Below are 14,917 nucleotides of genomic sequence, written 5' to 3'. Positions count from 1 at the left end.
TTAAAATAAAATATTAAATCAATAATAATATTATATCTAATAAAAAAACCCAAAGAGTAGATAGCTCTTTGGGTTTTTTTAATATATTAATTAAAAATGTATTTACATCAGTAATTAATCATTTTTAATCTCACTTCTTGTTCCTCCTATTGAAGAATAATCATTTTTAATCTCACTTCTTGTCCCTCCTATTGAAGAATAATCATTTTTAATCTCACTTCTTGTCCCTCCTATTGAAGAATAATCATTTTTAATCTCACTTCTTGTCCCTCCAATATCTTCTTTAGAAACTGTGAAAGAAGTTAAAACTAACATTAATGTAAATAATCCGAATGTTACGATTGATTTTTTCATGACTTGGGTTTTTTATGTTTTTTAATACTTTTTGACTTGTTTTAATGAAAGCGTTTGTGCGTTTTCGTGAAATAAAATTACATAGCGAACCCTTATTTCAAGCGTGTTTTCAAGCGTTTATGGTAGAATGTCGTCATTTGTGAGTGAATGAACCTCAAATCTGGGTAGATGACTATTTTTTAAATTTCCAGATAATTTCCATTAGAAATTTCCGAAATTATAAGATCTATATTTGCCTTATAGGATTTAGAGAAAGGTAATTTTATAGCTGTGTTTTTAATGTAACACAATGCATTTCCTGTATGTATTCTGGAAATACAATTACTATTAACAATATAGCTGTTATGTATACGAACAAAAGGATAAGGCAGCACTCCTTCAAAAAGTTTAAGTGTTTTAAAAGCTGTAACCATTTCTCCATTGATTAAATGAATATCGGTAGAATTGTTATCTGCTTGAAAATAGGCGATGTCTCTAGTATCTATATACCGGTAATCGCCATAGGATTTAACACATAAGATAAGAGGCTCTTGCTGAATTCCAAGTGTTTCAGTTCTAACAACACTTGGTACAATAATTTCTTCAGGTTCAGGATCAGTTTCTTTAGAAGTAATCTTTAGTGGTTCCGTTTGATCTATTATATTAGACTTACCAATTTTTAATAGAGACTTCACCATATCAAATCTGGTTACCGGTTTGATAAAATAATCCGAGACCTGATATTGAATAGCCTCAAAAGCCAAATCCTTCTTAGAAGTAGTAACAATAATTTGAGGAATTACATTTAAATAACGATATAACTCATTAATTAAAGCTAAGGAAAGATTACTCTTCTTATTTTTAGGATCAATTTCAAGAAAAACCAGTTGCGGTTTATTTTCTAGAATGAGATTTAAACCTTCTTCGTAGTTATTTGCAGAGCCGACAAAGCTAAGTTCAGAAAAACTGTCAGCCATAGCCTTAGTTTCGATGACACTTTCTTGATTGTCGTCAATAATAACGTACGAATAATTCATTTGAGGCACATTCTAATAAAATTAGATCGCACAACATTAGCTCAAGTTAAATAATTTCAACTCAAATTATAGATTAAAGTATGTATAGTAGTTTTGGGAACTAGATTAAGAAGCTAATTTTCGGCTTAGAAAATGAACTTTTTAACTAGCTAAAAATAAACATTTAACTTTTTTTTTCGATTAATTCCCCTTACAAATCGATAAAGTACCCATTGTAGTTGATAAAGAGCAAATAAATCCGACCAAGAACATTCTTTAAAAATTTTAATATTCAAAATTCTACAATTTTTAAAGAAATAAATGAGCAAAAAACAAAAAAAGCTCCCCAAAAAGGAGAGCTTTGTTCTATATAGCTGTAAAACTATTTACATTTTCATCAGCCAGTTTCTCATCGAAACTTCGTTTTCAATAATTTCTCTTAATTCAGAAATTTTCACACGATCTTGTTTCATTGTATCTCTGTGACGTATAGTTACTGTTTCATCTTCGATTGTTTGATGATCTACAGTAATACAAAATGGAGTCCCTAAAGCATCTTGTCTTCTATAACGTCTTCCAACAGCATCTTTTTCATCATAAGCTACATTGAAATCCCATTTTAAATCGGCAATAATTTGATGTGCAATTTCAGGCAATCCATCTTTTTTTACCAACGGTAAAACAGCCGCTTTAGTTGGTGCTAGAACAGCTGGTAACTGCAACACTGTTCTTGTAGAACCGTCTTCTAAAGTTTCTTCTTTCAATGAAGTTGCGAAAACTGCCAGGAACATTCTGTCTAATCCTACTGAAGTTTCTACTACATAAGGAACATAGTTTTCGTTTAATTCTGGATCAAAATATTGTAATTTTCTTCCAGAATATTGCTCATGTGCTTTTAAGTCAAAATCAGTACGAGAGTGAATTCCTTCTAACTCTTTAAATCCAAATGGGAAATTAAACTCGATATCAGCTGCTGCATTTGCATAGTGAGCTAATTTCTCATGGTCATGGTATCGGTAATTTTCTTTTCCAAGACCTAACGATAAATGCCATTTTAAACGCGCTTCTTTCCAGTGCTCATACCATTTCATTTCTTCTCCCGGACGCACAAAAAACTGCATTTCCATTTGTTCAAACTCACGCATACGGAAAATAAACTGTCTAGCTACAATCTCATTTCGAAACGCTTTACCAGTTTGAGCAATTCCGAAAGGAACTTTCATACGTCCTGATTTTTGAACATTCAAGAAGTTCACAAAAATCCCCTGAGCTGTTTCTGGACGCAAATACAAATCCATTGCATTATCAGCAGAAGCACCTAACTTCGTTCCAAACATCAAGTTAAATTGTTTTACTTCTGTCCAATTTCTAGAACCTGATTCAGGACAAGCAATTTCTAACTCTTCGATTAATGCCTTTACATCAGCCAAATCTTCATTTCCTAGAGAACGAGCCATTCTTTCCAGAATTTCTCTTTCTTTAGCTTTATATTCTTTAACACGGGCATTTGTTGAAACAAATTCTTCTTCATTAAAAGCCTCTCCAAAACGCACTCTTGCTTTTTCGATTTCTTTGATTGCTTTTTGATTTAGCTTTTCAGCATAATCTTCAATCAAAACATCGGCTCTATATCTTTTCTTAGAATCTTTATTATCAATTAATGGATCATTAAACGCATCAACGTGGCCAGAGGCTTTCCATGTCGTAGGATGCATTAATATCGCAGCATCAAGTCCTACAATATTTTCATTCATCTGAACCATTGCTTTCCACCAATATTCACGGATGTTCTTTTTTAACTCCACTCCGTTTTGTGCATAGTCATAAACCGCACTTAAACCATCGTAAACTTCGCTTGACGGAAAAATAAATCCGTACTCTTTTGCATGCGAAATTACATTCTTAAATATATCTTCTTGTTTTGCCATAATGGTGCAAAAATATAAAAAGTGAATTTAAAAAAAGAAAATTATTAAAGTTTGAATCATTGATTTTTATATTTTTAGAATAAATAAACCTTAGAATATGTTACAAAGCATTCTAAATCTATTTTTTCCTAAAACTTGTATGGGTTGTGATAGTTTATTGACCCAGAACGAAATCGTGATTTGTAGTATTTGCAGACATCATATTCCATTAACCAATCATCATTTATGGAAAGAAAATGAAGCTTACAAGAAATTCTATGGTCGAATACCAGTGGAACACGCATCTGCTTTTCTTTATTTTCATAAAAAAGGAATCGTTCAAAAACTCATCCACAATCTGAAATATAAAGGACAGCAAGAAATAGGCCCTCTTTTAGGCGAATGGTATGCAGACGAATTAAAAGAAACATTCCAAAACAACATGGATTGCGAAATTATTATTGTTCCATTACATCCTAGAAAATTCAAAGAAAGAGGCTACAATCAAGTTAGTACTTTTGCAAAATCACTTTCAAAACAACTTCATTTTACCTACAACGATACTATCTTGTATCGAAAAGTATATTCGAAAACACAATCCAAAAAAAATCTATTAGGAAGAACCGAAGGCATAGACACTGTTTTTGATGTGCATTTTTCCGAGAAAGATTATAACAAACATTTCATACTTATTGATGATGTTATTACAACTGGAGCAACTCTTGAGGCCTGTTCGAGAGCGCTACTAAAAATCCCTGGTGCAAAAATTAGCATTATTTGCATAGCCATGGCACAATCGTAATCTTTAACAACAAAGAAAATTAGAATAATGCCGCTTTTGACAACTACTTAATTTATTGTTAAAAAAACTACTTATTGTCTAATAAAACAACAAAAAAACGCAATATTAAATTTATTTAACGAATCAGAGTTTCCGATTCCAAACTTAAATGTTTAATTTTGAATAAATTTTTATAAATCTTTAAACAAAAATATCATGGCTTTTGAATTACCTAAATTACCTTATGCGTATGACGCACTAGAACCACATATTGATGCTCGTACGATGGAAATTCACCACACAAAACATCACAATGCTTACACAACTAACCTTAACGCTGCTATTGCTGGTACAGACATGGAAGGTAAAACCATCGAAAACATATTAATTAACATTGATATGTCTAATGCTGCTGTTCGTAACAACGGTGGAGGTTTTTACAACCACAATCTATTCTGGACAGTTATGTCACCAAATGGAGGTGGACAACCAACAGGTGATTTATTAGCTGCTATCGAAGATGCTTTTGGAACATTTGAAGAATTCAAAGCTAAATTCAGTAAAGCTGGTGCTACTCAATTTGGTTCTGGATGGGCTTGGTTATGTGTTCAAAAAGGTGGAAAATTAGACGTTTGTGGTACTCCAAACCAAGACAACCCATTAATGCCAGGTGTTGGATGCGGTGGAACTCCAATTTTAGGAATGGATGTTTGGGAGCACGCTTACTACTTAAACTATCAAAACAGAAGACCAGATTACATCGAAGCTTTCTTTAATGTAATCAACTGGACTGAAGTTGCTAGAAGATACGCTTTAGAAAAATAATAGCTTTTTAATTAGCTCTATTTTTATTCAAAATAGACAAATTGACTCAAAGTTAATTTGTCTATTTTTTTTATTCTTTTCCAACACCAACTTGTAATAACAAAAAACGGACGATAATATATCGTCCGTTTTACTATTCAACTATTTTCAGTTTTTATATCTCACTTAATTATAATAAAAAAGGTGGAATTTCTTCCACCCTTTTTGCCCCAAATCTACCATAAACTTAACCTACTAATATTATGGTATTACAAATGTATTTTAGTTCTAACTTACCGGCAAATATTTAAGATAAACAACCTAAAAAAACCGACAAATAACTTAAATCAATCATTAATACGCTCTAGCGTCCTTACCTTCATAAAAATTCATAAAAGCTCGGTTTACTACTCTATTCCCTCCAGGAGTAGGATAATCACCTGTAAAATACCAATCTCCAAGATTTTTAGGACATGCTACATGTAAATCATCGACAGTTTGAAAAATAATTTTCACTTCTGCTTTAATTTCTGGAGAACTTAACATTTCAGCGATTTTATTTGAAATTTCCTGATCTGTAAAAGGCTCATATATTGCCGTCACATAATTTACTACATCAACATCTTTAAAGTCTTCTTGCGATTTACATTTTGCATAAACTTCATCTACGATATGATACATGTTTCTTTCTTTCAAGAGAGCCAATGCAGCTCTAAAAGCAACTAAACCTTCTAATTTAGCCATATCAATACCGTAACAATCCGGATAACGAATCTGTGGTGCAGAAGATACAATAACAATTCGTTTTGGATTTAATCGATCCATCATTTTGATGATACTCTTTTTAAGAGTAGTTCCTCTTACAATACTATCATCAATAATAACCAAGTTATCTTCTGGTTTAATCACGCCATAAGTGACATCGTATACGTGAGCCACTAAATCATCGCGACTATCATCCGCTGTAATGAAAGTTCGTAATTTAGCATCTTTAATTGCTACTTTTTCAGTACGAATCTTAACTGCTAATAATTCCTTTAAAGTTTCAGCTGTTAAAATATTTCTATTTTCTAAAATATAATTATTCTTTCTTTGATTTAAGAAATCCTGAGCCGCTTCAACCAATCCAAAAAATGAAGTCTCTGCAGTATTTGGAATATAAGAGAAAACCGTATTGTCAGTATCCTGATCAATTGCTTCTAAAACTGCTGGTAAAATTAATTTACCCAAATCTTTCCTTTCTTGATAAATCTCAGCATCACTACCTCTAGAGAAATAAATACGTTCAAAAGAACATGCTTTTTTTACAGTTGGAGTCACAATTTCTTTCATGGAAACTGTTCCATTCTTCTTAATAATCAAAGCACTTCCTGGATCAATTTCATTTACTTGATCAAAAGGAACATTGAAAACTGTTTGAATAACTGGTCTTTCTGAAGCTACAACAACCACTTCATCATCTTGATAAAAATATGCCGGACGAATACCTGCAGGATCTCTAAAAACAAATGCATCTCCATGACCTAATAAACCAGCCATTGCATAACCACCGTCGAGATTTTTCGCCGAACGAGCTAAAATTTTGGCCACATCTAATCTTTCAGCTATTACCGGCGAAGCACTTTGTTTAGAATAACCTTCAGCCTTGCAATCTTGATATAATTGCATTACTTCTTTATCCAAGAAATGACCTATTTTTTCCATCACAGTTACAGTATCTGCCATTTCTTTTGGATGCTGACCTAATTCAACCAAATTTTGAAAAAGCTCTTTAACATTAGTCATATTAAAGTTACCCGCCAAAATAAGATTTCGATGCATCCAGTTACTTTGTCTCAAAAACGGATGTACACTTTCGATACTATTTTTACCAAAAGTACCATAACGCACGTGACCCAAAAACAACTCCCCTATGTATGGAATATTTCTTTTTTGAGCCGCTACATCATCAGCATATTCAGGATTTGCAGTCAACTCTTCGTTAATACGCTCATTAATTTGAGCAAACACATCCTGAATAGGTTGCGCCTGATTAGAACGCACTCTACTAATATATCTTTCCCCTGGCTCAACATCTAATTTAATACTTGCAAAACCAGCTCCATCTTGCCCGCGATTGTGCTGTTTTTCCATCATCAGATACATTTTTTGTATCCCATAAAAAGCAGAACCGTACTTTTCTTTGTAAAATTCAAGCGGTTTAAGTAGTCTAACTAAAGCTATTCCACATTCATGTTTTAAAGCGTCGCTCATTGTAGTTGTGTTTGTTATTTTGTTTAATCTATGCTAGCAAACTTTAATAAATTTACTATTTGTTGTTTTTTGAATGTACAAAGTTCGTTTTTTCATTCCTTTTTAAGGTTAATCTAGATTAATAAATCCAGAAAGTACTAGTTACGGAACAAAAAAACCCCGTTTCCGAGGTTTATCTATTATAATTCTATATCAAATTGTGTCAATGATTTAAATTGTCTCAATCGAGACACAACTTCTTCTTTCTCTAAACTAAGCATTCGTTCCGTTCCAAATTTCTCCACACAAAAAGAGGCTAAATTCGACCCATAAATAATTGCATTTTTCATGTTTTCAAACGAAACATTCTCACTTTGAGTGATAAATCCAGTAAAACCTCCAGCAAATGTATCACCCGCTCCTGTTGGATCAAAAACTTCCTCTAATGGTAAAGCTGGCGCAAAAAACACATTGGTTTCATGGAATAACAATGCTCCATGCTCACCCTTTTTTATCACCACATATTTAGGTCCCATTTCCTGAATTTTAGCCGCAGCTTTTACAAGTGAATATTCACCAGAAAGCTGTCTTGCTTCTTCATCATTGATTGTAATTACATCTACTCTTTTAATTACATCTAACAATTCAGGTAATGCACAATCCATCCAAAAATTCATAGTATCTAAAACTACTAATTTTGGTTTACTTTCTAATTGATCTAAAACACCACTTTGCACTAATGGATGCAAATTTCCTAGCATTACTACATCGGCATTTTTAAAATTTTGAGGAACTTTTGGCTGAAAATCGGCCAAAACGTTTAATTGAGTGTCTAAAGTATCTCTTGAATTCAAATCGTTATGATAACGCCCACTCCAAAAGAATGTTTTTCCACCTTTCACAACTTCTAATCCAGAAATATCAATATTTCTTTCTATCAATAAATCAATGTATTCTTGTGGAAAATCATCGCCTACGACTGAGACAATGGCTGATTGTAGTTTAAAAAAAGCCGCAGAAAGACCAATATACGTTCCAGCACCACCTAAGATCTTATCCGTTTTCCCAAATGGGGTTTCAATTGCGTCGAAAGCGACTGTTCCAACAATCAATAATTTATTCATTTTATGAATTTCAAATTAAAGCTGCAAAGATAATTTATATGTTGCAATCTTGCAAAAGTTAAAATCTACAAAATTATCACAAAATACGCCCCTCTTCTTTTTCATAAAATGCATCAATGGATAAGTTTTTCTGACTAGATGCAAAAACAGCCAGTTCATCGCAACGTTCATTTTGAGGATGACTATTATGACCTTTTATCCATTTAAAATCAACAAGATGTTTTCTATACACAACTAAAAAACGCTTCCACAAATCTGCATTTTTCCGTCCAGCGAATGATTTTTTTTCCCAACCTAAAACCCACTTTTTAACAACTGAATCAACCACATATTTAGAATCTGAAACAACTAACACCTTCATGTTTGGCTTTTTTAATTTCTCAAGACCTACAATCACAGCCAATAATTCCATTCTATTGTTTGTAGTATACCTAAAACCCTCATAAAATTCTTTTCGATGAGAAGAACCTACTAATTCCATCACAATCCCATAACCTCCAGGACCAGGATTTCCCTTGGCCGCCCCATCTGTATATATGTGTACTTGATAATCCAATTTTACGATTTAGATTTAAGTATATCCTCGATTACACTAGGAAAATATTTTTGTTCTAGTTCGTGAATTTTTTCCGCAACCACTTCTGCGGTGTCAGTCCCTAAAACAGTAACTGATTTTTGAAAAATTATTGCACCTTCATCATAATGTTCATTTACATAATGAATACTAATACCTGTTTCTTTCTCTTTATTTTCCACTACAGCTCTATGTACATGCATACCGTACATCCCTTTACCACCATACTTAGGCAATAATGCTGGATGAATATTTATGACCTTATCAGGGTAAGCACTGATTAATTCATCTGGAAATTTCAACAAAAAACCAGCTAAAACAATTAAATCAGGCTTGATTGCGTTAATTTTATGTACAAAATTACTTTCATAAAGTTCGGTCTTTGTAAAAATTTCTACTGGCACTGCATTATTTTTTGCTCTATCAATCACCTTCGCATTTGCATTATTGGTAAAAACACTTACAACCTCTCCAATTGCACTTCCTTTAAAATATTTTATAATATTTTCAGCATTTGTCCCAGATCCAGAAGCAAAAACAACTATTTTTTTCATAATTCATCACGTTAATTTGACACAAAAAAAGAATAAAAAACCAAATAATACGGCATTAAGAACTCTTTGTTCAAAAATATTTTCTAATTTAGATGTTACATTTATCAACTTAATGGTGGTTTTAAAATAAAGTTTTTTATTTTTGCCTCCAAATTAAATTCTAAAATTAAAGATTATGTCAGACATTGCATCAAGAGTAAAAGCGATTATCGTAGACAAATTAGGCGTTGACGAAAACGAAGTTGTAACAGAAGCAAGCTTCACTAATGATTTAGGAGCTGACTCATTAGACACTGTTGAGCTTATTATGGAATTCGAAAAAGAATTTGACATCCAAATTCCAGACGATCAAGCTGAAAACATTGCTACTGTTGGTCAAGCTATCTCTTATATCGAAGAAGCAAAAAAATAATACACGTACACCCGATTACATAAATCTGTTGTCGGGTGTTATTATTTTTAAAAATTAAAAATACAGATTGAATTTCAATCTACATAGATAATACAGCACCCCATGGCTCTTAAGTAAACACAAAAGAAAGCGTGGGTTTTGTTTGTTTAAAGATAACAAAATACAGAATATATGGTATTAAGACGAGTTGTTGTAACAGGTTTAGGTGCACTTACTCCTATTGGAAACAATATTGAAGAGTATTGGAATGGCCTTATTAACGGAGTTAGCGGGGCTGCACCAATAACTTATTTTGATGCTTCAAAATTTAGAACACAATTTGCTTGCGAACTTAAAAACTTCAACGTTGAAGAATTTATCGACCGAAAAGAAGCCCGTAAAATGGACCGTTATGCTCAATACGCCATGGTTTCTTCTGAAGAAGCAATGAAAGACGCAAATTTTGATTTAGACAAAATTGACAAAGATCGTGCAGGAGTAATTTGGGGATCAGGTATTGGAGGTCTGGAAACTTTCCAAATTGAAGTTCTTAATTATGCTGCAGGTGACGGAACACCTCGATTCAACCCTTTCTTTATCCCAAAAATGATTGGAGATATTGCTTGTGGACACATTTCAATTAAATATGGTTTTAGAGGACCAAATTTCGGAACCGTTTCCGCATGCGCTTCTTCTACAAACGCTATTATTGATGCTTTCAACTATATTAGATTAGGTCATGCCGATGTAATGGTAACTGGAGGTTCTGAAGCCGCAGTGACTATTGCTGGTATGGGTGGATTTAACGCTATGCATGCTTTATCTACAAGAAATGAGGACCCAAAAACAGCTTCTAGACCAATGGACAAAGACAGAGATGGATTTGTACTAGGAGAAGGTGCAGGAGCAATCATTCTTGAAGAATACGAACATGCAGTAGCTCGTGGTGCTAAAATTTACTGCGAAATTGGAGGTGGAGGTATGTCTGCCGATGCACACCATATCACTGCTCCACACCCAGAAGGTTTAGGTGCTAAAAATGTTATGCTAAACTGCTTAAGAGATGCTGGTTTAAAACCAACAGATGTTGACGGAGTTAACATGCACGGTACTTCAACACCTCTAGGAGACATGGCAGAAAGTAAAGCAATCGAGCAAGTTTTTGGCGAACACGCCTACACAATGAACTTAAACTCAACTAAATCTATGACAGGTCACCTACTAGGTGCTGCCGGAGCTATTGAGACTATTGCTGCCATTCTTTCTATCAAACACGGAATAGTTCCTCCTACAATTAATCATTTCACTGATGATGAACATATAGATCCAAAGTTAAACTTTACTTTCAACGTTGCTCAAAAAAGAGAGATGAATGTTGTTATGAGTAATACTTTTGGTTTTGGAGGTCATAATGCTTGTGTATTAGTAAAAAAATTAGGATTCTAATTTGATACTATGAGTATATTCAAAAAAATATTTACAAAGTCCCGTCGTCCTCAAGAAGACGGGATTTTTTTTGAAGCTATTCAAAAAATTCTAGGCTTTGCTCCTAATGAATTAAATCACTATCACAAAGCATTTACACATCGTTCTTCGGGAAAAACCGATTCTAACGGCAACCCAATAAGCTACGAGCGACTGGAATTTTTAGGAGACGCAATGCTTAGTTCAGTAATAGCAGCACATTTATTTAACGAAGTACCACATGGCGACGAAGGGTATTTAACGAAAATGCGTTCTAAAATTGTAAGTAGAGAACACCTAAATGAATTAGGCAAAGACTTAGATCTTATCCGATTTGTGGACAGCAAGGTTCCAGTACAACATTTTGGTGAAAATATACACGGAAACATCTTTGAATCGCTCATAGGAGCAATCTACCTAGATAAAGGTTATCCATTTTGTGAAAAATTTATTCAAAAAAAAGTAATTCTTCCTTATGTTGATATCGCAAGACTCGAAGGTAAGGTGATTAGCTACAAAAGTTTAATTATCGAATGGTGTCAAAAAGAAAAAAGACAATTCCATTATGATATTTTTGAAGACAATGCACTAGATGGACAACGTTTATTTGGGGTAAAATTAAGCATCGATGAAAAAGTAGTTGCCAAAGCAAGAGCGACCTCTAAAAAGAAAGCTGAAGAAAAAGCTTCTCAAAGAGCCTATTTTGCATTTCAAGAAAAAATGAACAAAAAATAAACACAAATACACATTAGCTATATCGATTTCGTTTTAAATTTAACGAAATGATTATTTTTTAAACAGTTAAACTTCGGGAGAAATAGTATATTTACAACCTTATTTTTAATGAAGATGGCTGTTCATAAATTAAGTATTGATGAATTCGATGAAATTGATTACAATCTTATTGCAATTCACACTTCTTTAGAGGATTATAGATTGGCATATTTTATCAATCAAAAACTTCCCATAAATCTAGCTAAAAGCTCAGATGAAGTTCATATCAATATTAAAGAAGGGGAAACAAAATTTTCAAGGTTTTACTTTTATGACGAAGAAAGTACTGTGGGATGGAACTTAGTAGAAAACATTAATGAAGTAATACAAAAAAATAACGGTTCTACCCAAGATTTATTTTCAGATACAAATGAAGGGATTACTACTAAAGTATACCTTTTACCTGAATTTAAAAAAGCAGATTATTTTTTAAAAATTGAGAACGCAGATGATAGCATTGACATAAACAAAATAAAGACAATATTAAATACTATAGAAAACATAACAACGGTATATACTGTTGAAACAAAACAAATAAAATCTAAAAACAATCTAATTTTTTAATGCAAATGATTACTACAAACAAGAAAACTAAAATTGTGGCTACCCTTGGGCCTGCTTGCAGCACAAGAGAAACCATTAAAGATATGGTTGAAGCAGGTGTAAATGTGTTTAGAATTAACTTTTCTCATGCTGATTACAATGATGTAAAAAACAGAATTGAAATCATCAGAAGTCTTAATGAAGAATTTGGATACACTACAGCAATTTTAGCTGATTTACAAGGACCTAAACTTCGTGTTGGAGTAATGAACGACGGTGTGGTTGTTAATGATGGAGACCTAATCACTTTTACTACAGCTGAAGACATTATTGGAACAGCCGAAAGAGTTTTCATGAAATATAAAAACTTTCCTAACGATGTTAATCCAGGAGAAAGAATCTTATTAGATGATGGAAAATTAATTTTCGAAATCGTTTCAACAGATAAAAACACAGAAGTTGTTGCCAAAGTTATTCAAGGTGGTGAATTAAAATCTAAAAAAGGGGTAAACCTTCCTAATACTAAAATCTCTCTTCCTGCTTTGACAGAAAAAGATATTGCTGATGCTATTTTTGCAATTGAGCAAAAAGTAGACTGGATTGCGCTTTCTTTCGTAAAAACACCACGTGATTTACAAGACTTACAAGACTTAATTGCTGAACATTCAAAATACAAAATTCCAATTGTTGCCAAAATCGAAATGCCAGAAGCATTAGAAAACATGGATAAAATTGTAGCGTATTGTGATGCTTTAATGGTTGCTCGTGGTGACCTAGGTGTTGAATTACCAGCGCACGAAGTTCCATTAGTACAAAAAGACTTAATCCGCAGAGCAAAAACAGCTAGAATTCCTGTTATCGTTGCTACACAAATGATGGAGACAATGATTACTAGTTTAACTCCTACTAGAGCTGAAGTAAATGACGTAGCGAACTCAGTAATGGATGGTGCAGATGCTGTAATGCTTTCTGGAGAAACTGCAACTGGAAACTACCCAGTACAAGTAATCCAAAAAATGACTCAAATTTGTGAAGCAGTTGAAAACTCTCCACTTATCCAAGTTCCTCAAAATACGCCACAAATTAAAACGAATCGTTTTATTACAAAAACAATTTGTCGTCATGCAGCGGTTATGGCTAACTCAATCGAAGCTAAAGCCATTTCTACAATGACTAACAGTGGTTATACTGGATTCCAGTTATCAGCTTGTAGACCTACAACTGCTGAAATTTTAGTATTTACTTCAAACAAAAGAATCCTTACACAATTAAGTTTGCTATGGGGAGTTAGAACTTATTTTTACGATAAAGAAGAAAGTACAGATACAACAGTAACCGAAATCAACTCTATCGCTAAAGAAAAAGGACACGTTCAAGCTGGTGATTACATTATAAACCTTGCTTCTATGCCTATTAAAGATAAAGGAATGGTTAACACTTTGAGAGTTTCTGAAATTAGCTAATTTTTCGACTATTCTAATAATATAAACCCGTCTTGTCATCCAAAACAAGACGGGTTTTTTTGTAAAACAACTTTCAATCTATCTCATTAATAAAAACAAGCTAAATTCTTTAAGAAAATTAAGAAGATTTAAACAATGACCTAAGAAAATATCTTTTATATTTGACTAACATAAAATGAATACAGTATGAATTTTAAATCTAGAAACCCATTTTTAAACAATAAAAGCTTCTCACCTACTTCGAGAGCTGAGCAAATTCACGAAGCAACCGTTATTGGTTATGATCAAGAAATGTCATTATCAGGAACCATAAACAAAACCATTTTACTGTTCTTGTTATTAACTGCATCTGCAATGGTAATTTGGTGGCTAACATTTAATGGCATGAACCCTATTCTTCCTGCTATTGGTGGTGCAATTGTTGGTTTTGTATTAGTTATTATTTCCGCTTTCAAACCACAATATTCAGGATATCTAGCTCCAGGATACGCATTATTTGAAGGTTTATTTATTGGCGGAATTTCAGCTATTTTTGAAGCAAAGTATCCAGGTATTGTAATTCAAGCTGTAGGAGCTACATTCGTAACGTTTGCTGTGTGCTTAGGATTGTATAAATACCGAATTATCAAAGTTACAGAACAATTTAAATCAGTGGTAGTAGCAGCTACTTTGGCGATTGCTACTTATTACCTTATCTCTTGGCTTTTTTCTTTATTTACAAGTTACCAACCTGTGCACTACGGAAATTCGTTATGGAGTATTGGTATTAGTGTTTTTGTAATCGTGATTGCTGCATTAAACTTATTCTTAGACTTTGACCGAATCGAAGAAGGAGTACAACAAAGAATGCCAAAATACATGGAATGGTTTGGAGCCATGGGATTAATGATTACATTAGTATGGCTGTATATCGAATTCTTGAGATTATTATCAAAACTATCAAGTAGAGATTAATTG

At 33.0% G+C, this 14,917-nt stretch carries 15 protein-coding genes; 8 read left to right on the top strand and 7 right to left on the bottom strand.

Annotated features, from left to right (window positions below; all coding sequences use genetic code 11):
• Nucleotides 1-114: 114 nt before the first annotated feature.
• The 3 genes from P5P90_RS10320 to P5P90_RS10310 all read right to left on the bottom strand — a co-directional run bounded on the left by P5P90_RS10320 (nucleotide 115) and on the right by P5P90_RS10310 (nucleotide 3,277).
• Nucleotides 115-354, bottom strand: coding sequence for a hypothetical protein (locus tag P5P90_RS10320; RefSeq protein WP_278034611.1), 240 nt, complete (start codon nucleotides 352-354; stop codon nucleotides 115-117).
• A 179-nt stretch (nucleotides 355-533) separates the two neighbouring features.
• Nucleotides 534-1,370, bottom strand: a complete 837-nt coding sequence (locus P5P90_RS10315) for a LytR/AlgR family response regulator transcription factor (protein ID WP_278034610.1) — start codon at nucleotides 1,368-1,370, stop codon at nucleotides 534-536.
• Nucleotides 1,371-1,735: 365 nt separating this feature from the next.
• Entirely contained in the window at nucleotides 1,736-3,277 is a 1,542-nt protein-coding gene (locus P5P90_RS10310; RefSeq protein ID WP_278034609.1) for a glycine--tRNA ligase, read from the bottom strand.
• 97 nt (nucleotides 3,278-3,374) lie between these two features.
• Between P5P90_RS10310 and P5P90_RS10305 the strand changes: the two genes are divergently transcribed.
• Together P5P90_RS10305 and P5P90_RS10300 are read left to right on the top strand one after the other, a co-directional pair.
• Entirely contained in the window at nucleotides 3,375-4,058 is a 684-nt protein-coding gene (locus P5P90_RS10305; protein WP_278034608.1) for a ComF family protein, read from the top strand.
• Between the two features lie 195 nt (nucleotides 4,059-4,253).
• The gene (locus P5P90_RS10300) at nucleotides 4,254-4,862 is read left to right on the top strand and encodes a superoxide dismutase (RefSeq protein WP_278034607.1); all 609 of its coding nucleotides are present in this window, start codon (nucleotides 4,254-4,256) and stop codon (nucleotides 4,860-4,862) included.
• 333 nt (nucleotides 4,863-5,195) lie between these two features.
• On the opposite strand, the gene P5P90_RS10295 is transcribed toward P5P90_RS10300, so the two are convergent.
• The 4 genes from P5P90_RS10295 to purN all read right to left on the bottom strand — a co-directional run bounded on the left by P5P90_RS10295 (nucleotide 5,196) and on the right by purN (nucleotide 9,325).
• The gene (locus P5P90_RS10295; RefSeq protein ID WP_278034606.1) at nucleotides 5,196-7,094 is read right to left on the bottom strand and encodes an amidophosphoribosyltransferase; all 1,899 of its coding nucleotides are present in this window, start codon (nucleotides 7,092-7,094) and stop codon (nucleotides 5,196-5,198) included.
• Nucleotides 7,095-7,273: 179 nt separating this feature from the next.
• Nucleotides 7,274-8,197: a PfkB family carbohydrate kinase gene (locus tag P5P90_RS10290; RefSeq protein WP_278034605.1), complete on the bottom strand. Its 924-nt coding sequence runs from the start codon at nucleotides 8,195-8,197 to the stop codon at nucleotides 7,274-7,276.
• Nucleotides 8,198-8,273: 76 nt separating this feature from the next.
• Entirely contained in the window at nucleotides 8,274-8,753 is a 480-nt protein-coding gene (gene rnhA / locus P5P90_RS10285; RefSeq protein WP_278034604.1) for a ribonuclease HI, read from the bottom strand.
• Between the two features lie 2 nt (nucleotides 8,754-8,755).
• Entirely contained in the window at nucleotides 8,756-9,325 is a 570-nt protein-coding gene (gene purN, locus P5P90_RS10280) for a phosphoribosylglycinamide formyltransferase (protein WP_278034603.1), read from the bottom strand.
• 175 nt (nucleotides 9,326-9,500) lie between these two features.
• Between purN and P5P90_RS10275 the strand changes: the two genes are divergently transcribed.
• The 6 genes from P5P90_RS10275 (at nucleotide 9,501) to P5P90_RS10250 (ending at nucleotide 14,914) form a co-directional block, all read left to right on the top strand.
• On the top strand, nucleotides 9,501-9,737 hold the full coding sequence (locus tag P5P90_RS10275) for an acyl carrier protein (protein ID WP_007137004.1): 237 nt from the start codon (nucleotides 9,501-9,503) through the stop codon (nucleotides 9,735-9,737).
• A gap of 171 nt (nucleotides 9,738-9,908) precedes the next feature.
• Nucleotides 9,909-11,162, top strand: a complete 1,254-nt coding sequence (gene fabF / locus P5P90_RS10270; protein ID WP_278034602.1) for a beta-ketoacyl-ACP synthase II — start codon at nucleotides 9,909-9,911, stop codon at nucleotides 11,160-11,162.
• 9 nt (nucleotides 11,163-11,171) lie between these two features.
• Nucleotides 11,172-11,915 carry a ribonuclease III gene (rnc, locus tag P5P90_RS10265; RefSeq protein ID WP_278034601.1) on the top strand — a complete coding sequence of 248 codons (744 nt, stop codon included), beginning with the start codon at nucleotides 11,172-11,174 and terminating at the stop codon, nucleotides 11,913-11,915.
• Between the two features lie 108 nt (nucleotides 11,916-12,023).
• Nucleotides 12,024-12,518, top strand: coding sequence for an IPExxxVDY family protein (locus tag P5P90_RS10260; protein ID WP_278034600.1), 495 nt, complete (start codon nucleotides 12,024-12,026; stop codon nucleotides 12,516-12,518).
• Between the two features lie 8 nt (nucleotides 12,519-12,526).
• Nucleotides 12,527-13,960 (top strand): pyruvate kinase, encoded by a 1,434-nt coding sequence (pyk, locus tag P5P90_RS10255; RefSeq protein ID WP_278036513.1) that lies wholly within the window; start codon nucleotides 12,527-12,529, stop codon nucleotides 13,958-13,960.
• Nucleotides 13,961-14,146: 186 nt separating this feature from the next.
• Nucleotides 14,147-14,914 carry a Bax inhibitor-1/YccA family protein gene (locus P5P90_RS10250; RefSeq protein ID WP_278034599.1) on the top strand — a complete coding sequence of 256 codons (768 nt, stop codon included), beginning with the start codon at nucleotides 14,147-14,149 and terminating at the stop codon, nucleotides 14,912-14,914.
• Nucleotides 14,915-14,917: the final 3 nt, after the last annotated feature.

The organism is Flavobacterium nitratireducens (genome assembly GCF_029625335.1).
GTDB lineage: Bacteria > Bacteroidota > Bacteroidia > Flavobacteriales > Flavobacteriaceae > Flavobacterium > Flavobacterium nitratireducens.
The sequence above is the reverse complement of the archived record's forward strand: the minus strand, read 5'-3'. Positions and strand labels throughout refer to the sequence as shown.